The organism is Achromobacter sp. 10T422 (assembly GCF_056394065.1).
Window position 1 is genome coordinate 11,059 of record NZ_JBFTHD010000013.1, and the last position, 25,219, is coordinate 36,277.

At 67.0% G+C, this 25,219-nt stretch carries 12 protein-coding genes and 1 pseudogene; 2 read left to right on the top strand and 11 right to left on the bottom strand.

Annotated elements, in window-relative coordinates:
• Positions 1–21: 21 nt before the first annotated feature.
• The 8 genes from treY to glgA are packed head-to-tail and all read right to left on the bottom strand — an operon-like array spanning position 22 to position 19,790.
• Entirely contained in the window at positions 22–2,952 is a 2,931-nt protein-coding gene (treY, locus tag AC1DB0_RS27630; RefSeq protein ID WP_476758377.1) for a malto-oligosyltrehalose synthase, read from the bottom strand.
• Positions 2,949–5,252: a 4-alpha-glucanotransferase gene (gene malQ, locus AC1DB0_RS27635; protein WP_476758378.1), complete on the bottom strand. Its 2,304-nt coding sequence runs from the start codon at positions 5,250–5,252 to the stop codon at positions 2,949–2,951. The genes treY and malQ overlap by 4 nt, the downstream gene beginning before the upstream one ends.
• Positions 5,249–7,048 carry a malto-oligosyltrehalose trehalohydrolase gene (gene treZ / locus AC1DB0_RS27640; protein ID WP_476758379.1) on the bottom strand — a complete coding sequence of 600 codons (1,800 nt, stop codon included), beginning with the start codon at positions 7,046–7,048 and terminating at the stop codon, positions 5,249–5,251. The genes malQ and treZ overlap by 4 nt, the downstream gene beginning before the upstream one ends.
• Positions 7,045–9,168 carry a glycogen debranching protein GlgX gene (glgX, locus tag AC1DB0_RS27645; RefSeq protein WP_054426791.1) on the bottom strand — a complete coding sequence of 708 codons (2,124 nt, stop codon included), beginning with the start codon at positions 9,166–9,168 and terminating at the stop codon, positions 7,045–7,047. The genes treZ and glgX overlap by 4 nt, the downstream gene beginning before the upstream one ends.
• 2 nt (positions 9,169–9,170) lie before the next feature.
• On the bottom strand, positions 9,171–11,432 hold the full coding sequence (gene glgB, locus AC1DB0_RS27650) for a 1,4-alpha-glucan branching protein GlgB (RefSeq protein WP_476758792.1): 2,262 nt from the start codon (positions 11,430–11,432) through the stop codon (positions 9,171–9,173).
• Positions 11,429–14,788, bottom strand: coding sequence for a maltose alpha-D-glucosyltransferase (gene treS / locus AC1DB0_RS27655; protein WP_476758381.1), 3,360 nt, complete (start codon positions 14,786–14,788; stop codon positions 11,429–11,431). The genes glgB and treS overlap by 4 nt, the downstream gene beginning before the upstream one ends.
• 21 nt (positions 14,789–14,809) lie before the next feature.
• Positions 14,810–18,133 carry a maltotransferase domain-containing protein gene (locus AC1DB0_RS27660; protein ID WP_476758382.1) on the bottom strand — a complete coding sequence of 1,108 codons (3,324 nt, stop codon included), beginning with the start codon at positions 18,131–18,133 and terminating at the stop codon, positions 14,810–14,812.
• A gap of 37 nt (positions 18,134–18,170) precedes the next feature.
• The gene (gene glgA, locus AC1DB0_RS27665; RefSeq protein ID WP_476758383.1) at positions 18,171–19,790 is read right to left on the bottom strand and encodes a glycogen synthase GlgA; all 1,620 of its coding nucleotides are present in this window, start codon (positions 19,788–19,790) and stop codon (positions 18,171–18,173) included.
• 271 nt (positions 19,791–20,061) lie between these two features.
• On the opposite strand from glgA, the pseudogene AC1DB0_RS27670 reads away from it, so the two are divergent.
• Both AC1DB0_RS27670 and AC1DB0_RS27675 read left to right on the top strand, forming a co-directional pair.
• Positions 20,062–21,832 (top strand): annotated as a pseudogene (locus tag AC1DB0_RS27670) (thiamine pyrophosphate-requiring protein).
• Between the two features lie 99 nt (positions 21,833–21,931).
• The gene (locus AC1DB0_RS27675) at positions 21,932–22,330 is read left to right on the top strand and encodes a PRC-barrel domain-containing protein (protein ID WP_054426786.1); all 399 of its coding nucleotides are present in this window, start codon (positions 21,932–21,934) and stop codon (positions 22,328–22,330) included.
• 34 nt (positions 22,331–22,364) lie between these two features.
• On the opposite strand, the gene AC1DB0_RS27680 is transcribed toward AC1DB0_RS27675, so the two are convergent.
• From AC1DB0_RS27680 to AC1DB0_RS27690, 3 genes are read right to left on the bottom strand one after another with little or no spacing between them, the layout of a single operon-like run.
• Entirely contained in the window at positions 22,365–23,123 is a 759-nt protein-coding gene (locus AC1DB0_RS27680; RefSeq protein ID WP_175168733.1) for an alpha/beta hydrolase family protein, read from the bottom strand.
• On the bottom strand, positions 23,110–24,243 hold the full coding sequence (locus AC1DB0_RS27685) for a DUF3182 family protein (RefSeq protein ID WP_476758384.1): 1,134 nt from the start codon (positions 24,241–24,243) through the stop codon (positions 23,110–23,112). The genes AC1DB0_RS27680 and AC1DB0_RS27685 overlap by 14 nt, the downstream gene beginning before the upstream one ends.
• Positions 24,240–25,208 carry a lysylphosphatidylglycerol synthase domain-containing protein gene (locus AC1DB0_RS27690; protein WP_447981713.1) on the bottom strand — a complete coding sequence of 323 codons (969 nt, stop codon included), beginning with the start codon at positions 25,206–25,208 and terminating at the stop codon, positions 24,240–24,242. The genes AC1DB0_RS27685 and AC1DB0_RS27690 overlap by 4 nt, the downstream gene beginning before the upstream one ends.
• Positions 25,209–25,219 lie beyond the last annotated feature (11 nt).

Consider the following 25,219-nt stretch of genomic DNA (forward strand, 5'->3'; position numbering starts at 1 on the left):
AACTGGACGATCAAGCGCGCGTCAGGTCTGGGTGCAGAGCGCCACCGGACAGTCGCGCAAGAGGTCGGCCAGGGGAATTCTGCCTTCGTCTTCCACGTTGACGGGCCGGCCGGAGAGCACATTGCGCAGGGGGCCGACGCCGTCCGGCAACTGCACGTGGGTGCCATCCCAGAAGTGCGCAGCCTGGGCGGCCTGATCTTGCGCGTAAGGCGCCAAGGCCAGCGCGCAATGAAGGGGCGCGACGGCCAGCACGCTGCGTCCGTTGTGCCGACGCAGATAGGCGATGACATGCGCCGCGCGCGGGCCTTGCGCGGTCAGCGGCACATATTCGCCGTGATCGAACAGGCCCGGGTCCGCAGCGCGTAGCGTCATGCAGCGTTGGATCAGTTGCTGCTTGATGGCGCCGCTGCGCCATGCCGCCGCATCGGTGGCGATGGGAGCGCCGGCCGCTGCCAGCAGCGCGGCGCGTTCGGCGTAGTCGACGGGGCGGCGATTGTCGGGGTCCACCAAGCTGAAGTCCCACAAGTCCGTGCCTTGGTATAGATCCGGCACACCGGGCAAGGTGTTGCGCAACAGGGTTTGGGTCATGCTGTTGACAAGCCCGGCCGGGGCGATGCCTGCCGTCCACGCGGCGATGTCGCGCAGCAGCGCTTGCCCTTCGCCGGTGTCTTGCAATGCGGTTACGCAGTGGCGGGCCGCGGCTTCGTAGCCGGTGTTCGGGTCGGTCCAGCTGGTATGCAGCTTGGCCTCGCGCAAGGCCTTTTCCTGCCACTGGAGAATGCGTTCCAGAAACGCAGCAACGTCTGCGCGGTTATCTGCGGACAAGGACAACGGCCACGCGCCGACCAGGCTTTGCAGCAATAGATAACGGTCGGCGGGCGTTGGTGAAGCGGTGGGCGCACCTATCGGCGATCCCGTTTCTGAATCCCTGTGCGAACCCCTGTGCGAACCATTTGGTCCCAGACGCGGAATCCAGTTCTCGGCCACGCGCTGCCAGCGTTCGGGCGTTTCGCTCAGCACGGCCAGGCGCGCACGCGTGTCTTCGCCGCGCTTGTGGTCGTGGGTGGCGGTGGCGAGCATCGCGTGTGGATGCGTGCGGGCGCGGGCTTGAGTCAGGGTATGGAAGGCGTCAAGCGGCAGGGCGAATTGCGTGGGACTGGAGCCGACTTCGTTGCGTGACAGCAGCGGGCCGCGCCGGTAGAACAAGGTGTCTTCCAGCGCCTTCGCGGCAAGCGGCGGTGTTAACTGCTGGAAGCGGCGAAGCGCGCCGGCTTCATTGTCGGCGCGGGAACCAGCATCAGCACCAGCATCAGCACCAGCATCAGCACCAGCATCAGCACCAGCACCAGCACCAGCATCAGCATCAGCATCAGCATCAGCACCAGCACCAGCACCAGCACCAGCACCAGCATCAGCGCCAGCGCCAGCGTTGGCACCGGCACCGGCACCGGCGTCAGCATCGACTTCAGCGCCAGGGTCCGCACCGGCACCCGCATCAGCCTGCTGCGGCCCCGCCAGCCACGCGTCGATCTGATCAAGCAGCCGCGCGTCGGCTTCCGATCCAGCCAGCGCCGCGCGCGCGTGGTCCCGCGCGATGCGGCACCAGTGTGCGTCCTCGGCGCTGCGGCCGCCGTCTTCGGCATAGCTGCGGTACACGGGAAAGGCCGCCAGCAAGGCGGTCAACACCCGGTCGATGGCGGTGGACGTCCAGTCACGCGTGCGCAGGTCTTGCCGTGCGATGCGAGTCAACGCGCGTACCAACGCCTGGCGTTCCACGGGGAAGTGGCGTGCCAGCATGCGATGGCGCGCATCCTGTAATTGGGCAGACGCGCTGCGGACGTCGCCGCTAAGGGTGTTCCAGAACTGCTCCATCGGCGCCTGCGCCTGGGGCGCATGCAACAGCGCGCCGGCCTGGTCCATGAAGTCGTAGCCGGTGGTGCCGTCTACCGGCCAGCGTGCGTCCAGCACTTCTCCGTCAGCCAGGATTTTTTCCACGACGAGATAGGCCGTGGCATTCCCGGCGTGCTGCGCGCGGGCGTCGTCAAGCTGCTCACGCAAGCGCCGCAAGTACGCGCCCGGGCTGGCCAAGCCGTCGACGTGGTCGATGCGCAGCCCGTCCAACACGCCTTCCCGAACCAGCTGCAACGGCAGCGCATGCACGGCGTCGAAGACTTCGTCGTCTTCCACGCGCACGCCAACCAGTTCGCTGATTTCGAAGAAGCGCCGCCAGTTGATCTGCTCGGGCGCGGTGCGCCACCACGCGAGCCGGTAATGCTGGCGTTCCAGCAGATCATGCAGACGCGCCGCGCAGTTCGCCGCGCGATTCGCTGCGCCGTCCGCTGCGCTGTCCGCCGCGCCGTCCGTTGTGCCGGCATCAAACGCCGCGCAGACGGAAGCGGGGTCATCCCCAGCGGGAGCCGTGCCGGGGGCCAGGGGCAGATGCTGGCCGCCTGCTTCAATGGCGTAACCCTCAGCGGCCGCGGCGTCGTGAATCAATCGGATGTGGCCTGCGGCCAGCGCCTCGCCATACGGCTCGCCCAGCACCGGCAGCAGCACTTTGCCGTGCAGCGCCGTATCAGCCGGTTGCCAGTCGATGTCGAACGTGCGGGCGTGGCGGCTTTGCGCGCCGTGCCGCAACACATCGGCCCACCACGCGTTCGAGGCGTGGGCGGCCATGTGGTTGGGCACGATGTCGGCAATCAGCCCCAAGCCGTGCCGGTGCGCCGCGTCGGTCAGCCTGCGCAGCGCGGCCTGGCCGCCCAGTTCCGGATTGATGCATTGATGGTCAATGACGTCGTAACCATGCGTTGAACCCATCCGGGCCTGTGTGATGGGCGACAGGTAAAGATGGCTGACGCCCAGCGTCGCGTAGTAGGGCACCTGCGCGCAGGCGTCGTCCAACGTATAGCCGGCGTGCAGTTGCAGGCGCGCGGTGGCGCGCGGGGCGCTCATGTCCGCCCCCGCACCGCGCGCACGGGTTGAAGGCGCGCCTGGCTGGCGGGCGCGTTCAGGCACTCGGCCACCGACAGCGGCGTGCGTTGCCGCCAGTTGGGATGGTGCGCGACGGTGCCGGGCAAGTTGGGCTGGTCGAGCTGGCCTGCCAGATCTTCCAGTGGCACCAGCATCAGCGGGCAGGGCGTGGCGGCGACAAAGCCCAGCAGTTCGGCGCTGGGCGCCCGGCGGGGCAGCGGCAAGGTGGAAGCGGCGGGTGAACTGGACTGCACAGAGCGCCACAAGGTCGCGCGGTCTTCCAGGCGGGCAGCGCGCAACGCGGCTTCCTCTTGATCAGGGCCAAGCAGGCTCAGCCGCGACCGCCACAGAATGTCCTGCGCGTGCCACCAGCCTTCCAGCGTGGGCAGATCGTGGGTGGTCGTCATGGCGACGGCGTTGGCGGGCCAGTCGCCGGGCGCCAGGAAGGCGGCAGGCGGCGACGCGGCAGGCTCTTCTGCCGTTAGATGTGGCCGCTCAGCCCCATTAGCGCCATTAGCTCCATCTGCACCGACAGCCCCGTAAGCACGTTGGGTGCCCTGATCGCCGCAGGTCGCATCATTCCCGTCAGCCGTATCAGGCCCGCCGGCCCACTCATTTCCGTCATCGCCATCAGCCGCCTTCGCCGGCTCCGCCGCCTTTGCCCCGTCAGCCGCCCGCATGAACCACAGCACATCCATGCCCAGCACGCCGTGCGCTTCAAGTTGCGCGTCGAACCCTTCCGGAACCGTGCCCAGGTTTTCACCAATGATCAGCGCGTGATGCAACCAAGCCTCCAATGCGATCAGCCGCAGCAATTGCGGCATGGGGTAACGCAGATAGCCGCCGTCTTCGGGCGAGGCGCCATCCGGGATCAGCCACAAGCGCGCCAAACCCAGTATGTGATCAATGCGCAGCCCGCCCGCGTGCGCCAGGTTGGCGCGCAGCATTGCCAGAAACGCCGCATAGCCGGATTCGTGCAGGGCGGCGGGTGACAACGCCGTCAAACCCCAGCCTTGCCCCAGTGGGTTGTACAGATCGGGCGGCGCGCCGACGCTGGTGCATTTCATCAGGTCGGCTTGCCGGCTCCAGGCATGGCTGCCCTGGGGGCTGCCGCCCACGGCCAGATCAGCCACCAGACCAACGCGCATGCCTGCGTCGCGCGCCGCTTGCTGGGCGCGCGACAAACTGGCGGAGGCCAGCCATTGGCTGAACCGATGCACGTCGACGGCCTCGGCATGGTCGGTGGCATAGCGTTGCGCGGCGGACGAGCGCGGGTCGCGCAGGTCGGCCGGCCAATGGGTCCATGCCAACGGGGCATCTTGTCCCTGCGCGTGGTTGCCGTGCAGCGCTTCGAACAGAGCGTGGTCGTGCAGGTCTGGCCCGGCCGCGTTGCAGAATGCCTCGTAAGCCTGCCGTTGACCGGTAGTGGCGTCCGTGGCGAAGCCTGCGTGCAAGCGTCGCAACAGCTCGTGGCGCAGCCGGGCCGCAGCGGGCCAGTTGATCAGCGGTTGCGCATCCAGCATGCGCAATTGCGCGAGGTCCATGCCCGCCAATGCGGCGCGCACCGCCTCCTCGCCGAGAACGCCCGCGGGGTCTGCAAAGAGCGTGTTCACAAACAAGCGGCTGGAGGGCGAATACGGGCTGCATTGCGCGGGGTCCGCCGCGAACATCGCATGCACGGGGCTGATGGCCAGTGCGTCGGCGCCCGCCTGCCCGGCCGCCATAGCCAGCTCGCGCAACGCGCCGAAGTCGCCAAAGCCGTGTGTGGACTGCGTCACGTCAGCGGACGGGCGGCGCAGGCTATAGACCTGCGCCGTCAGCCCCCACGCGCGCGGGTGCTTCGTGCGGCAGATGTCGTCCAGAGAGGGCGCGCGCGGCGGCGCAACCGCCAGCGTGCATTCGCCGCCCTGCGTGCTTAAGGCGTAGTACCCGGGCGTGGCGGGCGCGCGCAGCGTGGGCTTCAAGTCCGGGCCGTGTGCGGTGCGGCCGGCGATGGCGGCCGACGACGCCGCTTGCAATTGATAAGCCCCGGCGCAATCCGGCGGCAGTGCGACAAGCTCGCCGGGCAGGGCGATCAGCATCGCGGGCAGATGCGTGCGGGATAAGGTGGCAGCCAGGCGCTGCCGGCTATCGCGGATGTCAGCGTCGGACGCCGCTGGCAGATCCATCGCGTTGAGCAGGGCGCGCAGCGTGTCCGGCGACACACGACGCGGGCGTTGGTCGGCGCCGGTCCAGTCTTCGGCGATACCGGCCTCGGCGGCCAGGGCGGACAGGGGGCTCATGATGCTTCCTCCAGCAGCCACACGGTGCTTTCGGAACACAGGCTGCCCGATGCCAATGCCGCGAACGCGCCCGCGCGGGATTCAAACAGCAGTGACGATGGCGAGTGCGCGGCGGCAAGCGCGCGTTGCGCAAGCTGTTCGCGCACCGGACCCAGGTTGACGTACACCGTCAGCAATGCGCCGTAGCCCAGCCGCCATTGCGCGTGTACGCCATGCCGGCCCACCGCGCGGGCGAACACGCTGCGCGCGCCCGTCAAGCGGGGGGCGATGGCGTGCTGGCGCAGATGCAGCAGCGCTTCGTACAGGGTGCGCCATGGCTGGGCGTCCGGCCGCTCGCCGTCGCGCCAGGGCACGCTTTGCGCCCAGGTGTATTCGGAGTTGGGGTCTGGCACCTTCAGCGCATCGTCACCGCTGAATTCAGGAAACGCCGCGAATTCGCGCTGGCGTCCTTCGCGCACGGCTTGCACCAGCGCCGGGTCCGTGTGACTGGTGAAATACAGGAAGGGCGCGCGGCTGCCGAACTCCTCTCCCATGAAGATCAGCGGAATCTGCGGCGACAGCAATTGCAGCGCAACGGCGGCGCGCAGGCGTTCGGCGTTTTCGGCCAGTTCCGTCAGCCGTTCGCCGCGTGCGCGGTTGCCGGTTTGGTCATGGTTTTGCAGAAACAACACGAACGACGTCGGCGGCAGATGGCCGCTGGGTTCACCGCGCGTGGCGCCTTGCCGGTACGGCGAGGGCTGGCCTTGATACAGCCAGCCTTCCGCCAGGCAACGCGCCAGCGCCTGCGCGGGCCGCTCGGCGTAGTCGGCGTAGTAGCCTCGCGATTCGCCCGTCAGCAAATGGTGCAGCACGTGGTGCGCGTCGTCATTCCATTGGGCGTCGTAGCCCTGCGTCAGCAGGCTGGCGCGGTTGTCGTCATTTTCCAGCACCAGATGCACATGGCGATGCGCAGGCACCTGGCCGCGCAGAAATTGCGCAAGCTCCACCAGCCAGTCAGGGTCTTCAATGGCATGCACGGCATCCAGGCGCAACCCGTCAAAGCGGTATTCCATCAGCCAGTACAGCGCGTTCTCTTCGAAGTAGCGCCGCACAGCAGGTTGCCGGAAGTCGATGGCGGGCCCCCAGGGGGTGGGGACGTCCTCCCGGAAAAAAGGCGCGGCGTATTGGGGCAGGTAGTTGCCCTCGGGGCCGAAGTGGTTGTAGACCACGTCCAGCATTACGCTCAAGCCCAGCCCGTGGGCCGTGTCGATCAGGTGCTTGAGCGCTTGCGGCGGGCCATAGGCCGTGTCGGGCGCGTAGGGCAACACGCCGTCGTAGCCCCAGTTGCGCGGGCCCGGAAAATCCGCGATCGGCATCAGTTCAATCACCGTAATACCCAGCGCGGCCAGCCCCGGCAGCCGGGCGGTCAGGCCGTCAAAGCCGCCGCTCAAGCCCACGTGCGCTTCGTAGATGACGGATTCGCGCCACGGGCGGCCGGACCAAGCGGGGTGTTGCCACGCATAATCGTCCGGCCCGGCGACGATGCTGGCGCCGTGCACATCGCCGTCTTGCTGGCGCGAGGCCGGGTCGGGCACCAGCTGCCCGTCGCCCAGCCGATACCGGTAACGCGTGCCGGGCGGGCAAGCGACATCGGCTTCGGCATAGCCATCGCTGTCAGGATGCAAAGCAATGGGCGGCTGGCCGTCGATCAGCAACGCCAAGCCTGGCGCCGCCGACGGCGCCCAGAGCCGAAAGCGCGTGCGTCCGTCGGGCAGCGGCAGCGCGCCGTGGGTGTAGGGTTCAGGCAGAACTGTCATGATGCCGCCCCGGGAACGACGCCTGGCATGCAGGCGGCCGACAGCAGCACCAGGCTATGCGCCTGCACGATGATTTCCGATTCGGAGACCGGGGCCGATGGCACGGGCGTGGCCGAGTCCAGTTCGCGCAACCAGGGTAGCGCCGGTTCCGGCAGCGTGAACGTGGCGGGCTCCGCGCCCGGGTTCAGTAACAGCAGCGTGATGTCGGCACTGCCATCTTCACGCAACGCCGCGCGGCGCAAGGCCATGGTGCGGCCTTGCGGGTCGTCCCAAGCGGCTTGGTCGATGGGGCCGCCATCGGTGTCGAACCAGGCAATCGCGCTGACGCCCGGGCAGATTTCTTGCGCGGCGTCGCCAAAACGCGCCGCGCGCAAGCTCGGGTGGTCGCGCCGCAATGACACGGCGCGCGCCACGAACTGGCTCAGTGCGCGGCCTGCGTCGCTCTGCGCCTGCGTCCAGTCCAGCCACGACAAGGGGCCGTCCTGGCAGTAGGCGTTGTTGTTGCCGTCCTGGCTGTTGCCGAACTCGTCGCCCGCCAACATCATCGGCGTGCCGTCGGACAGGAACAGCGTGCCAAGCAGCGCGCGCTGCACCTGGCCTCGGCGTTCCAGAATGGCGGGGTCGTCGGTGGGGCCTTCCACGCCCCAGTTGTGGCTGTAGTTTTCAGAGTGGCCGTCGTTGCCGTCTTCGCCATTGGCTTCGTTATGGCTGCCGTCGTAACTGACCACGTCTTGCGTGGTGAAACCGTCGTGCGACGCCACGAAGTTCACGCTGGCCCAGGGCCGGCGATGGCGGCGGTCGAACACATCGCGCGAGCCGCACAGGCGCGCCGCCATGTCACCGCGCATGCCTTCGTCGCCGCGCCAGTAGCGGCGCACGGTGTCGCGGTAGCGGTCATTCCATTCGGCCAGCGCGGGCGGATGGTTGCCCAGCTGGTAGCCGTCGGGGCCGATGTCCCACGGTTCCGAGATGAGCTTCACGCCCGCCAGGGTCGGGTCTTGCAGCATGGCGTCAAAGAAGCCCGAGCCCGGGTCAAAGCCCGTGCCTTCTCGGCCCAGCGTCACCCCCAGGTCAAAGCGGAACCCGTCCACGCCGTAAGACGTCGTCCAGTACCGCAAGGAATCCATCACCATCTGCAAGACGCGCGGGTGCGACAGGTTGACCGTGTTGCCGCAGCCGGTGTCGTTGATGTAATAGCGTTCTTCGCCGGGCATCAGCCGGTAGTAGCTGGCGTTGTCCAGCCCGCGCCAGGACAGCGTGGGCCCCAGCTCGCTGCCTTCGCAGGTGTGGTTGTAGACCACGTCCAGAATCACTTCCAGGCCGGCAGCGTGCAGGCGGCGCACCGCCTGACGCAGATCATTCGGCCCGCGTTGCAGGTAAGACGGCTCGGGCGCAAAGAACGACAGCGTGTTGTAGCCCCAGTAGTTGCGCAAGCCCCGTTCGATCAGGAAGCGGTCTTGCAGAAAGGCGTGCACGGGCAGCAGTTCCACCGCGGTGACGCCCAGCCGCAGCAGGTGTTCGATGAAGCGCGGGTCGGCCAGGGCGGCGCAGGTGCCGCGTATCGGCTGGCGCAGGTCTTCGCGTTGCATCGACGCGCCGCGCAGGTGCACTTCGTAGATCGTTGTGTCCGACCACGGCGTATTCGGCGCCTTGCTGTTGCCCCAGTTGAACGGCACATCTTCGGTCACGATGGCCTTGGGCATGGCGGGCGCGCTATCGCGGCGGTCCATCGACAAGTCGGTGCGGGCATGGTTCAGCCGATAGCCAAACAGCGCGTCGCTCCAGACGACCGGCCCGGTCAGGTGGCGCGCATAGGGGTCCAGCAGCAGCTTGTGGGGGTTGAAGCGGTGGCCGTTGCGCGGGTCGTACGGGCCGTGGGCGCGGTAGCCGTAGACCAGCCCGGGCTGCGCATCCGGCAGGTAACCGTGCCAGATTTCGTCGGTACATTCAGGCAGGTCAAAGCGCCGCAGTTCCTTGCGGGCGCGGGCATCGAATACGCACAGTTCGATGCGGGTAGCGTTGGCCGAAAAAACGGCGAAGTTCACGCCCAGGCCATCGCTGACCGCGCCCAGCGGGTACGGCTGGCCGGTGGTCAAGCGGGTCAATTGAGTGGGGTCCATGTTCAGCCTTCATGCGTGAAATAGAGGGTGGCAAGCGGAGGGAGCGTCAATGACAGGGACTGCGCGTGGCCGTGGGCGGACTCGGACGCGGAGACGGCCGCGCCCTGGTTGCCCTGGCCCGTGCCGCCATACCAGCCGGCATCGGTGTTCAGGGATTCGGTCCAGCGGCCGGCCAGCGGCACGCCGACGCGGTAGCCGTGGCGGGCGACCGGCGTGAAGTTCGACACCGCCAACACCATCTGCGCACCACTGCGCCGCAGGAACGCGGCCACGCTGTTGTCGGCATCGTCCATCACGACCCAGGCAAAGCCCTCGGGGTCGGCGTCAAGCGCGTGCAGTGCGGGGGTGTCGCGGTACAGCCGGTTCAGGTCAGCGACCAGGCGTTGCACGCCGTGGTGGCCGGGGTCGTCCAGCAGGTTCCAATCCAGCGTGGCGTCGTGATTCCATTCGGCGGGCTGGGCCAGTTCGCCCCCCATGAACAGCAGCTTCTTGCCGGGGTGCGCCCACATGAAGCCCAGATACGCGCGCAGGTTGGCGAGCTTCGTGCCGTGGTCCCCCGGCATCTTGTTCACAAGCGAACCCTTGCCGTGCACCACTTCGTCATGCGACAGCGGCAGGATGAAGCGTTCGGAATAGGCGTAGGCCATGCCGAACGTGATGTCGTGGTGGTGGTATTTACGGTGCACCGGGTCTTCGTGCATGTAGCGCAGGGTGTCGTGCATCCAGCCCATGTTCCATTTGTAGTGGAACCCCAACCCGCCATCTTCGACGGGCGCAGTCACGCCCGGCCAGGCGGTGGACTCTTCGGCCACAACGATCGCATCCGGCACCTGCTTGCGGACGGTGGCGTTCAGTTCTTGCAGAAAGGCCACCGCTTCCAGGTTTTCACGGCCGCCGTGCTGGTTGGGTATCCATTCACCCGGCTGGCGGCTGTAGTCGCGGTACAGCATCGAGGCCACCGCGTCCACGCGCAGCCCGTCGATGTGATAACGGCGCAGCCAATGCATCGCGCTGGCAATCATGAAGGCTTTGACTTCGGTGCGCCCCAGGTTGTAGACCATGGTGTGCCAGTCGGGGTGATAGCCTTCGCGCGGGTCGGCGTATTCATACAGCGGCGTGCCATCAAAGCGCGCCAGCCCGTGGGCGTCATCGGGGAAGTGCGCGGGAACCCAGTCCAGGATGACGCCGACGCCCACGGCGTGGCAGCGGTCCACGAAACGGGCGAAGGCGGCCGGCGGCCCAAAGCGGGCGGACGGTGCGAACAGACCAAGCGGCTGGTAGCCCCAGGAACCACCGAATGGATACTCCATGATCGGCATCAATTCGACATGCGAGAACCCCATGGCGTGCGCGTAGGCGGGCAGCTTGTCGGCCAGTTGGTCCCAGACGCAGCGAGCGCCGTCGGCCGCGATCCACGAACCGGCGTGCACCTCGTAGATGGAAATGGGAGATTGGGGCGCTTGGCGCGCACCGCGAGAAAGCATCCATGCATCGTCCGTCCAGGAATAGGGGGAAGGGTCGTCAACGATTGAGGCCGTGGCGGGCGCGGGCTGCGCGCGGCGCGCCATCGGGTCGGCCTTGAGCAAGATCGCGCCGGTGGGGTCGGTGATGGCGAACTTGTAGCAATCGCCCGCGGTGACGCCCGGGATGAACAATTCCCACACGCCCGCCGCGTGGCGCAGCCGCATGGCGTGACGGCGGCCATCCCAGCTGTTGAAGTCGCCCACTACCGCAACACGGCGCGCGTTGGGCGCCCACACGGCGCAGCGCAAGCCGGGCACGCCATTCAACTCGCCCAGCCGCGCGCCCAAGGCATCGAGTGCGGCGTTCCAGTCGCCGCCAGCCAAGCCTTGCAGCGTGTCGTCGGACAGTAACGGGCCAAAGGCGTAGGGGTCGGGCGTCAACTGTTCCGCGCCCGGCCATGAAATGGCCAACTGGTACGACGCGGGGTCGCCCGGCCGCGCGCCGGGTGCTGCACCCGTGTACAAACCATGGGCTTGCTCGTGCAAGGCGGTACGCGCGCCATCGGGCCACACGACAGACACGGCGGATGCGCCCGGGGCCAGCACGCGAACGGCGCCATCATGCGGGCCCAGTACCGAAAACGGATCGGCGTGCAGGCCCGCGGCTAGCGCGGCCAGCGTGGCCGGGTCGACCTGGCCGTCAGAGCCGGCCGGGCGGTCCTGTGGCGGCGCTATTGACGGCGCCTTGGGTGACACGTTCGGCGGCGCCTTGGGCGGCGAGGCGGTGCGTTGGCGGTTCATCGTGATTGTTCCTCGTCGTGGATGGCCGCGTTTTGCATGATCAGCTCGCGCGCAAGCCCCGTCAGGGCGCACAACGGAATGGAAATCCAGTCCGGCCGGTGGGCGGCTTCATAGCTGACCTCGTAGGCGGCCTTTTCCAGCTGCGCCAGCTTGAGCAGCGTGCTTTCCTGATCCGCCGGCAGCGCAATCGCGGTGGTGGCAGCCTCTTGATAGCCCTGCAAAAAGGCCTCGGCCGCCCGGTGTCCGAAGCGCGCCAGCAGCGCGTCGCGCAATTCCAGTGGCACGCCGGGTGATGCGGCCGAATCCGCTGCCCCCGCGTTCGCGTCGGTCGGTGCGCCGCCCAGCGGATCGGCACGCGCGATGGAGGCGGCCGCATAGTCAAACGAGCGCAACATGCCGGCCACGTCCTTGTAGGGCGTGAAGCGCAGCCGGCGCGATTCCATGGTCTGGATCGGTTCGCCTTCAAAATCAATCAGATACGCGTCCGTCTGCGCCACCAGCACCTGGCCCAGATGGAAGTCGCCATGCACGCGGATCAGCGGCGCGCCGGCGAGCGATTGCGCCATCGCAGTGACTTGCTTGATCAGCCGCGCACGATGGTCAAAGAACCATTCGGCGCACGCATGCGACGGCGCTTCCAGCGTATCCAGCACGGCGCGCAGATCATCCGCCGCGCGGTCAAGCTGGGCGACGATGCGGGTGGCGTGCTCGTCCGCGTCTTCCGTCGTGGCGGTGCGCACGGCAAAGGTCTCGTCGTCGCTGGGTTGCGCCAGCGCGTTGTGCAGCTCGGCCAGACGGCGGCCGATGGTGGCCGCCACCACCGTATAGCCTTCCAGGCTGGCTTCGAATTCGTCTGGCGTGGCGTTACCCAGCAAGGCCGCGCCCAGCGTGCGCTTCAGGTAGTCCAGCGTCCACGTCCAGGCGTCGCCTTCGTTCGTCACAAAGGCGTGCAGCACGGCCAGCGTGTGCGGCACGCCTTCCGAATCCACCCGCAGCACTTCGCCCAGCAACGCGGGAATGTTGGCGTAGCCCGCGCGGGTCAGGTAGCGCGTCATCTCGACTTCCGGTGACACCCCCGGCCGCACATTGCGCAGCAGTTTCAGAATGGCTTGTCCGCCGACGATGACCGAACTATTGGACTGTTCGCCGCTGATCCATTGCAGGGCGGGGTCGTCGCCCAGATCCAGTTCAGCCAGCCCCGGTTCAGGCAGATAGCGGATGACGCCGGGTTTGTCGCCCGGCTTGCCGCCTTCGCGGCCATCCAGCTCGCCGCCCGCGCGCAAGGCGTCGACCACGCCCAGCACGAAGCCGGGTTGCAGGAAGGCGTCGGCCAGAATGCCGACCTCTGGCCCGCGCCGCACCCGCGCAATCGGGTATTGCACCTGGGCGGTTTCATCCCACACCAGAACGAACGGCGCTTGGGCGCGCAGGCCGGCCACGCCATCTTCGGGTTCGATCTCGGCCCAATAGGCTTCGCCGCTGGCGGTGTGAAAGGGCGTGGCATACGCCAGCCGGGCGCGGGCGGGCGCATGCTTGCCCGGGAACCAGCGCTGGCGCGCCAGGTATTCGGGMAGCACTTCGTTTTCCAGCACCGCGCGCGACGCATCCGTCAGCGACGCGCCGCCGCGCGACTTCAGCACCAGCGTCGTCAGCTCGGGCATCTGGGCGGGGCCGCTGGCATGCCAATTCGGCGGCGCGGCGTCCACGCTCAGGTCCATCCAGTAAAAGCCATACGGCGGCAGCGTCAGCAGATACGGCAATTCGCCAATGGCCGGAAACGGCATGCCGCCCAGCATTTCCACCGGCACCCGGCCGTTGAAGGCCTGCAATTGCAGCTCAACCGGCTGCGCGGCGTTCGACAGATTGGCCACGCACAGAATCGTGGTGTCGTTCCATTGGCGCAGGTACGCCAGAATCTTGCGGTTGCCGGCCAGGATGAAGCGCAGCGTGCCGCGCCCGAAGGCGTGTGTCTGGCGGCGCTGCGCCAGCATGCGGCGCGTCCAGTTCAAGAGCGAATGCGGGTCGCGCTGCTGCGCTTCCACGTTGACCGCCTCGTAGCCATACAGCGGCCCCATCAGCACGGGCAGCGGCAGGCGTTCGGGGTCGGCGCGCGAGAAGCCGCCGTTGCGGTCGGGCGACCATTGCATTGGCGTGCGCACGCCATCGCGGTCGCCCAGATGCACGTTGTCGCCCATGCCGAGCTCGTCGCCGTAGTACAGCACCGGCGTGCCGGGCATGGACAGCAACAGGCTGTTCATCAGTTCGACGCGGCGGCGGTCGCGCTCCAGCAAGGGCGCCAGGCGGCGGCGGATGCCCAGGTTGATGCGGGCGCGCGGGTCAGCCGCGTACACGCTCCACAGGTAATCGCGTTCGCGGCTCGTCACCATTTCAAGCGTCAGCTCGTCGTGGTTGCGCAAAAAGATGGCCCATTGGCAGGTGGCGGGAATGTCGGGCGTCTGCCGGATGATGTCGGTAATCGGGAAGCGGTCTTCCTGCGCAATCGCCATGTACATGCGCGGCATCAGCGGAAAGTGGAACGACATATGGCATTCGTCGCCCGCCCCGAAATACTCCTGCGCGTCTTCGGGCCATTGGTTGGCTTCGGCCAGCAGCAGGCGGCCGGGGTATTCGTCATCGATCACCGCGCGAATCTGCTTCAACACCTGATGCGTTTCCGGCAGGTTCTCGTTGTTGGTGCCTTCGCGTTCCACCAGATACGGCACGGCGTCCAGCCGCAGCCCGTCCACGCCCATGTCCAGCCAGTGGCGCATGACGGACAGCACTTCCTTCAGCACCTGCGGGTTGTCGTAATTCAGGTCTGGCTGATGCGAATAGAAGCGATGCCAGAAATAGGCGTTGGCGACGGGGTCCCACGTCCAGTTGGATTTTTCCGTGTCGCAGAAGATGACGCGGGTGCCGGCATAGGCCTTGTCGTTGTCGGACCACACGTAGAAATTACGCGCGGCAGACCCCGGGCGCGAGGTGCGCGCCCGCTGAAACCAGCGGTGCTGGTCCGACGTGTGGTTCACCACCAGTTCGGTAATGACGCGCAAGCCGCGCGCATGGGCCTCGCGGATCAGCTTGCGCACGTCGGCAACGGTGCCGTAGTCGGGGTGCACGCCGCGATAGTCCGCGATGTCGTAGCCATCGTCGCGCCGCGGCGATGGGTAGAAGGGCAGCAGCCAGATCGTGTTCACGCCCAGGCTGGCGATGTAGTCCAGCTTCATGATCAGGCCGGGCACGTCGCCCACGCCATCATCATTGGAGTCGAAGAACGACTTCACATGCAGCTGGTAGATGACGGCGTCCTTGTACCAAAGGCTGTCATCCTTCTGGGGTTGGGTTTCACTAATCATGGGGTTGGGCTCCGGGCGGCATCAGCCATGCAGCGACAGCCGCCAGATGCGATAGGGTTGATCGGGGGACAAGGCCACCGCGCGCGTCGCATCGCGCCAGGTGTCGCGGGTGTCCGTCAGCAGGTCTTCGGCTTCCAGGTGATCGGGGCGGGGTTCGCGGGTTTGGTGGGTTTGGTGGGTTTCGTCGAATGCTGCGCCGGGGCCTTCGCCAAACAGCCAGAAGGGCGCGTCCACGTGCGCGGTCTGCGGGTGGAAGGGGTCCAGGCTGATCACCGTCAGCACCACATTACCCAGCCCCGGCGTGGCTTTCACAAAGGCCAGCACGCGGTCGTTGCCACTGCCGATGGCGGTCAGCCCGCGGTGGGTTTGCAGCGCCGGGTTGGCATGGCGGATGTGATTCAGGCGCGTGATTTCGGCGCGGATATTGCCGGGCTGATGCCAGTCGCGCGGGCGCAGTTCGTACTTTTCGGAATCCAGGTATTCCTCTTTGCCTGGCACCGGCGCGGCTTCGCAGAGCTCGAAACCGCTGTACAGGCCCCACAGCCCCGACCCCGTCGCTGCCAACGCCGCACGAATCAAAAAGCCCGGCCGGCCCGACGTTTGCAGGAACACGGGGTTGATGTCAGGCGTGTTCACGAAGAAATGCGGACGGAAGAAGTCGGCCGGCGGCGGCTGGGAAATTTCTTCCAGATACGCTTGCAGCTCGGCGCGCTCATTACGCCAGGTGAAGTACGTGTACGACTGCGTGAACCCCACCTTGGCCAGCCGGTACATCATCTTGGGCCGGGTGAAGGCTTCGGACAGGAACAGCACATCCGGGTGCTGCCCATGCACTTCGGCGATCAGCCATTGCCAGAAGGGCAGCGGCTTGGTGTGGGGGTTGTCGACCCGGAAAATGCGGACGCCCTGGTCCACCCAGAACAGCACCACGTCGCGCAGCGCGCGCCATAGCGCAAGCTTGCGGGCGCGGCGGGGCGGCGAACCGTAGAACGAAACATTCACGATGTCCTGATACTTCTTCGGCGGGTTCTCGGCATAGCGCAGCGAGCCATCGGGCCGCCACGAGAACCAGTCGGGGTGCTCGGCCAGCCAGGGGTGGTCAGGCGAGCACTGGATGGCAAAGTCCAGCGCCATCTCCATACCGTGGTCGTCGGCCGCGCGCACCAGACGCAGAAAGTCCTGCAAGCTGCCCAGCTTGGGCTCGATGGCGTCGTGCCCGCCATCGGCCGAACCGATGGCATAAGGGCTGCCCACATCGTCGGGGCCTGCAATCAAACTATTGTTCGGCCCCTTGCGGTTGCGCAGGCCGATGGGATGGATGGGCGGCAGGTACAGCACGTCAAAACCCATTTCCCGGATGTCGGGCAGGCGTTCAATGACGTCATCAAAGGTGCCGTGGCGGCCGGGCTCGCGCGCTTGCGAACGCGGAAACAGCTCGTACCAGGCGCTGTGGCAGGCTTCGGGGCGGTCCACCCACACGGGGAACGGCTCGGGCGTGACGGATTCAAAGGCGTGCGCGTCCAGCTCGCGCATGGCGCGGGCCAGTTCGGGGCTAAGCAAGTGGGCGATCTGGTCGTCGGTGGGCGGGGAGTCTCCCAGCGTGACGCCGGTTTTGGCATTGGGCTTGGCCTTGGGCAGCGCGGCCAGCGCACGCTTGATGACCGCCACGCTGCCTCCCGCATCGGAACCCTTGCCCGCGCGCTTCTCGGCCTCGCGCAGCAGCAACACGCCTTCAACCACCTCCAGGCGCACGTCCACGCCGGCGTGATGTTTGACTTCGATGTCATGGCGATAGGTTTCCCAGACCTCGAACCATGCCGCCACCTGGAACTCGTGCGGGCCAATGCGGCGCGGGCGAAAGCTGGCTTGCCAGCGGTCATTGGTGACAAGCGCAAGCGGCACCCGGCTCCAGCCTGATTCGTCAGCGGCGCGCCAACGGAGTTCGCCTGCGATCCGGTCGTGGCCGTCCATCAGCAGGTCGGCCTGCACGACGATGCGTTCATGCACCACGCACTTGATGGGCAGCGCGCCCTCATTCACGGCGGGCGACACGTTCTCAATCGCGATGCGCAGGCCGGCGCCGCCTTCGGTACGCGGGCCGGGGTGGCGCGATGCCTCGCGCACAGGCGGCATGGGGCTTATCGTCAGCAGCGCGCAATCGGCCGGGGGCAAGGTGGCGCTGGCGAGCGCCGGCGCATCCGTCACGCGCTGCGGCAGGATGTCGCCGGGCGGCAAGCTGGGCGCGGCGGCGTCCCAATCGATATGGGCGGGCGCGGTGGCGGACGGGTTCAGCGCCAGAATGCCGGTTGCATCGGTGGTGTCTGTTGCGCCGTTCTGGGCGTTGCGCAAGATCAGCGTTGCGCGGCCGTCGCGCCCGCCCAGCAGGCGGGGCAATGACGTGAGCGGGTCGGATTCATCCAACCAGCGGTTGACGTCCGGCGTGTCGGCCAGCGCATCCATGTCGGACTCGTTCGCCATCCAGCCTGTGGCGGTAAAGGCGGCGGCCCAGGCGCGGCGGCGGTCGGCGGGCGCGGAATGATCGGCGTCCAAAGGCGACGCGCTGGCCAGAAAAGGCCCAAGCCGGCTCAGCCGGCGCGCCTCGTTCGCTAGCCAGTCGGCCTTGTAGTCCCACCACGCCAGTGAGGAAAATCCCGCGTCAAACCCTGCGCCGTACAAAGCGGCCAGCTGCTCGACGGTCAAGCCCGGCGTCCACGCCAGGCCGCGTGCAGGCGTGGCCCGTTCGCGCAGCGGCGTCAGCATCGCTTGCCAGGTGGCGGCGGGCAGGCAGTGCGGCGCTTCGAACAAAAAGCCCGACACGCCCGCGTCGGCCCAGGCGTTCAGGCGGCGCGACCACGCATCTGCAAAGCCATCCGGGGGCGGTGTGCGCAGCGTCTTCACGCCCCACTCGCGGCTGGGCAAGCGGGGGTCACGCGCCGGGTCGTCGTCGCGCGCCTGATACCAGCCAGATGGCGCGGTCGAGGCGGCGGCGTCTACCGACACCCGGTCAAACGCCACCCGCACGAATAGCGCCAGGCCGTGGGCGGAAGCCGCCTGCGCCAGCCGCTCGTAGGTGGCGACGATAGGTTCCGTGCGGGTTTGCGTTGCGCTCAAGTCGGCATCAACCGGCGCCAGCGTTTGCGCATCGGCCGCTCGCAACCACGGGGGCGGAATCAGCACGGCGTTAAACCCCGCCTGCTGGATGCGCGCCAGCCGGGCTTCCTGCGTGGTGCTGCTGCCTGCGCCGCCATCCAAGCCGGCGGCGGCAACAGGTAAGCGCGCAAAACCCTGCTGCGCATGGCAGATGCGCAGCAGGGCGGGCGTTGGAAGGTTGGGGCGGGTAGCCATGCGGGGTTTGCCTTTTGGGTTCGCCTTTGGGTTTGTCTTAAACCGGCATCATTGAGCCGCGCGCCTGACGCGTTCGCCGGTTGCGGGCGGGTTCAGCGGCCGGCGTGGCGGCATCGATTTCTTTACCTTGCGCTTGACCGCGTGCCTGGCCGTGTCGTTGGCTAAGTGCTTCGCCTTGCTCTTGGGCGGCGTCTTCGCGGGAAACCAGTGACGCCAGCAGTTCCTCGTAAGCCCCCACGGCGCGTTGCCAACTGAAATCGGTGCTCATGGCATTGCGCTGCATGGCCCGCCACAGCATCGGATGCTTGCGCAGGTGCATCGCGCGCGACAGCGCGTTGGCCATGGCGTCGACGTGGTCGCCGTCAAACAGCAAGCCGTTGGCAAACGCCATGGCGGTCAGCGGGGTGTCGGCGCCCGGGTCTTCGATGGTGTCGGCCATGCCGCCCACGCGCGAGCCGATCGGCACGGTGCCGTAGCGCATGGCGTAAAGCGGCGTCAGGCCAAAGGGCTCAAAGCGGCTGCCGTGCAGCAGAATGTCGCCGCCCGCATGCAGGCGATGCGCGCCCGCCTCGTTGTAGCCAATGCGGGTCGCGCAGCGCTGCGGGTACTGAACCGCCAGCGCCTTCAGCGCGCCTTCCAGCCGGCGGTCGCCCTGGCCAAGAATGGCGACCTGCATGTCCGGATACGCTTCCAGCACACGCGGCAAGGCCTCGGCGGCCACGTCCGCCATTTTCTGTTCGGTCAGCCGGCTGCCCATCACAACAAGCGTCGCGTTCGGGTCTTGCAGCAAGCCGAATTCGCGTTGCAGCACCGTCTTGCACAGGCGTTTGTTCGCCAGGTCGCCCGAGTGATATTGCAGCGACCCCAGGTGCCGGTCACGCGACGGGTCCCACAGCACAGTGTCGATACCGTTCGGTATGCCCATCAGGTCAGGCGCGCGTTCGCGCAGCAAACCATCCAGACCGCAGCCGAAGTCGGGCGTCAGGATTTCGCGGGCGTAGGTGTGGCTGACGGTGGTGACCCGGTCGGCGTACCCGATGCCCGCCTTCATGAAGTTCAGCTTGTTCCAGGCGACGGTGGCGTGTTCGCCCCGGCACGCGGGCGGGATGCCAAACGCGGCGGCGTCTTCCAGCGGGAATTGCCCTTGGAAGGCCAGGTTGTGGATGGTCAGCACGCTTTTGACGTCGTCAATGCCGGCCTCACGGATCAACATGGGCGCCAAGGCCGCATGCCAATCGTGCGCGTGCACCACATCGGGGCGCGGCAGGCCCGGCAAGCCGCGCGCGATGCGCATCGCGGCGTGCGACAGGGCGGCATAGCGCAGGCCGTTGTCGGGGTGTTCCTGGCCATCTTCATCCACATAGAGACCGGCGCGGTCATAGAGCGCGTCGTTTTCCAGCAGCAGGAAAGGCAGCTCGGAAGTCGGGCATACCCCGATCAGCAAGCGCGCATCTCCTCCAGGCAAATCTTCCAGCCGCGCGACTTCATGCGCGCTGTCCAACTGCTTGGCCACGCCGCGATAGGCGGGCAGCAGGATGGTTGCGGGTACGCCGCGTTGGATCAAGGCGCGCGCCATGCCAGTGATGGCGTCGCCCAGACCGCCCGTTTTCGCCAAGGGGAACGCTTCGGCTGCCACTATAAGTATCGTCGTCGCCATGCTTCTTGCTCCGGGGGAAAGTCGGAGGGCCGCTGAAAAAGGGGGCCCGATTCCGTAAGCCTTCTTATGCGCAAGTGACGTGCCTGAGCCGATCAGGTGAAACCCTGCGGGGCATCGGGGCGGGTTACGCGTCGTTGTTGCTGGTGTTTGTAAATTTGGGAGCAGCGCAGCATTGGGCGTTGGGGGGCAGGCGTTGCGGCGCGCAGGCATGGGGATTGCGGCGGGCCAGATCTCGTGCGGGACCACTCGCAACCACCCAAGGAGCCCCAACTTGAAAACCGTTTCCGACTTTGTCCTGGCCCGCTTGGGCGAATGGGGGCGTGCAACGCGTGTTCGGCTATCCCGGCGACGGGATCAACGGGCTGATTGGCGCGTTTGGCAAGAACAAGGAGCTGGAGTTTGTCCAGGCGCGTCACGAAGAGGGCGCGGCGTTCATGGCCTGCGCGCATGCCAAGTTCACCGGCCAGGTTGGCGTGTGCCTGGCGACGTCCGGCCCCGGCGCCATCCATCTGCTCAATGGCCTGTACGACGCCAAGCTTGACCACCAGCCCGTTGTGGCCATCGTCGGCCAGCAGGCGCGCAGCGCCTTGGGCGGCGATTATCAGCAGGAGGTGGACCTGGTCAGCCTGTTCAAGGACGTGGCGCATGACTTCGTCCACATGGTGACCTCACCCGTGCAGGCGCGTCACATGGTTGACCGCGCCATGCGCATCGCCATGGAACGCCGGGGCGTGACCTGCCTGATTTTCCCCAACGATGTGCAAGACCTGGAAGCCGTGGAAGTGCCCCCGCGCGAACATGGCACGGTGCACACCGGTATTGGCCTGACCTCGCATGCCGCCGTGCCGCCCGAAGCGGCGCTGGACAACGCGGCGTCGATTCTGAACCGCGGCGAACGCGTGGCGATGCTGGTGGGGGCCGGCGCATTGGAAGCCAGCGACGAAGTACGCGCCGTAGCCGAGCGGCTGGGCGCGGGCGTGGCCAAGGCCTTGCTGGGCAAAGCCGTGCTGCCCGACGAGCTGCCGTATGTGACGGGCGCCATCGGCCTGCTGGGCACGCAGCCCAGTTGGGAAATGATGAACGAGTGCGACACCTTACTGATGGTGGGTACGTCTTTCCCTTACGCGGAATTTTTACCTAAGGAAGGCCAGGCTAGAGCGGTGCAGATCGATGTTGATGGCCGCAGGCTTAGCTTGCGTTATCCGGTAGAAGCCGGGCTGGTCGGCGATGCACGACTGACCTTGCAAGCCTTGTTGCCGAAACTAGGCGCCAAGCCCTCCGACCGCTGGCTCAAAGGCATCGAAAAAAAGGTCGCCCGATGGCGTGAAACCGTGGTGTCGCGCGCCATGGTCGACGCCAAGGGCGTGAACCCGCAGCGGCCGTTTCTGGAGCTGTCGCGCCGCTTGCCGCCGCAGTGCATCGTCACCTGCGATTCCGGTTCCGCCGCCAATTGGTATGCGCGCGACGTGCATCTGCGCCAAGGCATGATGGGTTCGGTGTCGGGCGGGCTGGCCAGCATGGGGTGCGGCGTGCCTTACGCGTTGGCGGCCAAGCTGGCGCACCCGGGGCGGCCGGTGGTGGCGCTGGTGGGCGACGGCGCCATGCAGATGCTGGGCATCAATGAACTGATCACCATCGCGCACCGCTGGAAGGATTGGGCCAACCCGACCCTGGTGGTGCTGGTGCTGAACAACGGCGATTTGAATCTGGTGACTTGGGAACAGCGCGTCATGGGCGCCGACCCGCGCTTTGGGGATTCGCAATGGCTGCCGGAATTTTCCTATGCGGCCTACGGCCGCCTGCTGGGCCTGGAGGGCATCCGCGTCACCGAGCCGGACGAGGTAGGCCCCGCATGGGACCGCGCGCTGACGGCCGGCCGGCCCGTCGTGCTGGAAGTGGTCACCGACCCCGAGGTGCCGCCCATGCCGCCGCATATTTCGCTTAAGCAGTTCGCTGCCTACATGACCGCGCTGCGCAAGGAAGACGCCGCCACCGGGGCGGCCGCGCTACGCGCCACGATCAAGCAATGGTGGGCCAGTTAAGCCGGCGCAGATGCCGTGCGCGGTGTGGCACGGCGCTTGCGGATAAGACGATTCCTACCACCACAACGCAGGGCGGATGCCCGGCAAAGGAGATAGACCATGGAAAACCAGACCAATATCGTGGGCGGCCCCAAGAGCAATCCTGGCGGCCCTGGCCCGCAGGTCATGGCGGCGGATACGCTGGAAGGCAATGACGTCTACAACTCGGCGGGTGAAGAGTTGGGCTCAATCAAGGACATCATGATCGACGTGCCGCGCGGCCGTGTGGCCTATGCGGTGCTCTCGCGCGGCGGTGTGCTGGGCATTGGCGACAAGCTGTTCGCCATTCCCTGGGCCGCGCTGACGCTGGACACGGACCGCAAGTGCTTCGTGTTGAACGTCGATAAGGAAACGTTGAAGAACGCGCCGGGCTTTGACAAGGACAACTGGCCAAGCATGGCGGACGAGACGTGGGCGCGAGACCTGCATACGTACTACAAGCAAGACATCTATTGGTAAGACCAGACGCCCGGACCCAGGTCCGGGCATCGCGTCAAGGCACCGGGCGCGGGTTCCCCATCCGCGCGCCGGTCACCATTTCAGTTACCCAGTTCACCAGAATGGACGTGTACGCGCGTTGGGCGGATTTTTCCGTCAGCGCGTGGTCGGCGCCGTCCAGAATGCGATGCGTGAGCGAATGCGAACGGCGGAAGGCCGAGCGGTAGCTCATGATGGTGGAGTGCGGGATGAAGGTGTCGTGCTCCGCCTCGACGATCAGCACATCCCCGCCAAAATCCGCGCACGCCTTCAAGGCGCGGTTGGACTCCGGCGGCACATAGCTATTGCGGTAGGCGCGCAACGTATCGCGGTTCAGCTGGTTCTTGGGCAGCAACCATTCATCATCCAGATATAGCGCCGGCACGTGCAGCGCCAGCCATCGCACCCGCCTCACATTGCTGAGCAACGCGGCCAGATAGCCGCCATAGCTGCTGCCCACCACCGCCACGGAGCCCGAATCCAACGACGGATGCGACGCCAGGCGGTCATACGCCGCCACGACATCGCGCAGGTTGTCTTCGCGGGTGACTTGCATCTGCTGTTCGCGGGTGGCGGCGTGGCCGCGCAGGTCGAAGGTCAGGCACACGCAGCCCAACGCGGCAATCCCCTTGGCGCGGGATAAATCAAATTCCTGGCTGCCGCCCCAACCGTGGATGAAGAGCACCCCGGGGACTTTGTCTTCGGGTGTCAGAAAGGTGCCGTCCAGGGTCTGGCCGTCAACCGTCAGCGCGATGGGGTCACTATGCGCCGCCATCGGCATCCTCCAGTACGCCACCCGACTTGCTGATATGGCCCACGGCGGAATCCACGCCATGAAAGACCAGATGCTGCGGGATGGGCCGAGGCGCGTCTTCGCCATAGCGTTCCCGGGTGGCGGCGCGCACCGACGCCATGGACGGCGACAAGGCAAACGCCTGCATGGCGGCCAGTTCGGCCAGGCTGGCGCCACCGGCCCGCCACGATTGTTCCAGCACCCCCGCACGCGGTTCGCCTGCGGCGCCCACGCCAAACGCCACGTCGTAATTGCGGCGTGATGCGAACAGTTGCGGGTAGGCGGTAGACACCGCCGTGTCGTACTGACAGGCCATGGCGACGGCCTGGCGCTCATGCTCGCTTAAGTCCAACGCGCGCAACGCGTCGAACCCGCCACGCGCCAAGCGCAGCTCCGACCCGCCATAGACCGACACGCCCTGGTTGTCAGGCGTCAGCGACTGCGTGCCGACATAGGCAATTTCCATTTTCCCCACCCGCGCCCAGCCGACGCTGTAGGTGACGACGTCTTTCAAGTCTTCTTCCAGCACCAGCCCCAGCCGGCGCATGATGGCGGCGGATTGTTCCGCCAGCCCCGCCCGTAACTCGTCGGCGTTACGCGCCACAATCTGGCCGCGTCCGGCGTTGGCGTCAACGGGCTTGATCCGTAGCGGCCCGTGCTTAAGCAGCGCCATCCCGGCGGCTTCGGCATCCTGCGGGGTGAAGGCGGTGTAACCCGCCAGCACCACGTCGCGCAGCGCATCGGCCAGGCTGACGACCCAGGCTTTGGGCGCTTTGGCCTGCGGCCCGATCAGCCCATGGGTAATGGCCTTGCCCGCCACGAAGGAATGCGGGGCCACGCCGCCGTACAGGTCCGCCGCCCGGGTAATGCCCAACCGGCCGGCGCGCGCCACCCCAATGATGGTGCGGTCAGGCACGTAGTAGGGCGGGGGCTCGCCCCGGTGGCGGCTGGGCCGGAAGTGGGGGTCGAAGCGGCGGCCCAGCAAGGCGGCCAGCCGTGAGGCCAGCGCTTCTTGCGACGCAATCTCGTGCTCCGACGCGGTGGCGCGGCGCGGGTAGGCGACGACAAGATCGGAGACGGAGGGAGGCGGTTTGGGTTTCATGGGGACGGGGTCAGCAAGGGGCGTGCCTGGCGCCGCTTACGCCACGCGATACCGGCTTCGATCAGCGGAAAGGCAATCAAGGCCAGACACAGCGGGGCCAGCGCGTAGCAGGCACGGTAGGCCAGCGCCGCGCCCAGGGCTTCCGAATACGGGATCTTGGGCGCCAGCACCGCCACGAAGATGGCTTCGGTCGTGCCCAGGCCCCCCGGCACGCGAGTCAGCACCGCGGCAAAGCTCGAACACAGCAAAATGCCCAGCACCACCGGGTAGGGCACCTTGCCTTGCAGCAGCACATACGCCACCGCGCCCATGAACAGCCACGACAGGCCCGCCGTGACGCATTGCATGACGGCCATGCGGCCACCGGGCAACGAGATGTGCTGGCCCATCAACGTGGCCGATCGCGTGGTTGCGCGCGCACACGTCCACACATAGGCGATACCGGCCGCGAGCATCCCCGCGCCAATCAGCCGCAGCACGCCCGTGCCAACCTCCCACCCTTGGGGCACAGGCAGCGCGCCGCTGATAAACACCGCGCCCGCTACCCAGGCGTAGCCGATCCAGTTGGACGCCGCCGAGAACACCGCCACCCGTGTCGCCAACGCCTTGCGGCAACCCAGCCGGGCATACAGGCGCAAGCGTGCGCCCAGGCCGCCCAGCAGCACGCCCAGACTTTGGTTCAGTGCATAGCTGACGACGGCCACCCCCAGCACCGTCGGCCAGGGCAGCTTGTGTTTCGTGTAGCGGCGGGCCAGCAGATCCAGCGCGCCATAGCTCAGGTAGCCCAACACCACGAAGCCTCCGGCCAAGAGGATGGCATCGCCCGGAATGCGGCGCATGGCTTGCCACACCTGCGGCCAATCGACCGACCGGCCGAAGTAGAACAGCAGGCCCGCCACCACGGCCAGAATCAGCCAGGGAAGCACCTTCTTGATGCGCGGCCAGCGGTGGCGCAGCGATCGCATGAAGTTTGTGC

What these genes read in the sequence shown, in the direction of transcription:
- treY (WP_476758377.1), bottom strand. Translation starts at nt 2,952, where the DNA reads ATGAGCGCCCCGCGCGCCACCGCGCGCCTGCAACTGCACGCCGGCTAT.
- malQ (WP_476758378.1), bottom strand. Translation starts at nt 5,252, where the DNA reads ATGAGCCCCCTGTCCGCCCTGGCCGCCGAGGCCGGTATCGCCGAAGAC.
- treZ (WP_476758379.1), bottom strand. Translation starts at nt 7,048, where the DNA reads ATGACAGTTCTGCCTGAACCCTACACCCACGGCGCGCTGCCGCTGCCC.
- glgX (WP_054426791.1), bottom strand. Translation starts at nt 9,168, where the DNA reads ATGGACCCCACTCAATTGACCCGCTTGACCACCGGCCAGCCGTACCCG.
- glgB (WP_476758792.1), bottom strand. Translation starts at nt 11,432, where the DNA reads ATGAACCGCCAACGCACCGCCTCGCCGCCCAAGGCGCCGCCGAACGTG.
- AC1DB0_RS27660 (WP_476758382.1), bottom strand. Translation starts at nt 18,133, where the DNA reads ATGGCTACCCGCCCCAACCTTCCAACGCCCGCCCTGCTGCGCATCTGC.
- glgA (WP_476758383.1), bottom strand. Translation starts at nt 19,790, where the DNA reads ATGGCGACGACGATACTTATAGTGGCAGCCGAAGCGTTCCCCTTGGCG.
- AC1DB0_RS27675 (WP_054426786.1), top strand. Translation starts at nt 21,932, where the DNA reads ATGGAAAACCAGACCAATATCGTGGGCGGCCCCAAGAGCAATCCTGGC.
- AC1DB0_RS27680 (WP_175168733.1), bottom strand. Translation starts at nt 23,123, where the DNA reads ATGGCGGCGCATAGTGACCCCATCGCGCTGACGGTTGACGGCCAGACC.
- AC1DB0_RS27685 (WP_476758384.1), bottom strand. Translation starts at nt 24,243, where the DNA reads ATGAAACCCAAACCGCCTCCCTCCGTCTCCGATCTTGTCGTCGCCTAC.
- AC1DB0_RS27690 (WP_447981713.1), bottom strand. Translation starts at nt 25,208, where the DNA reads ATGCGATCGCTGCGCCACCGCTGGCCGCGCATCAAGAAGGTGCTTCCC.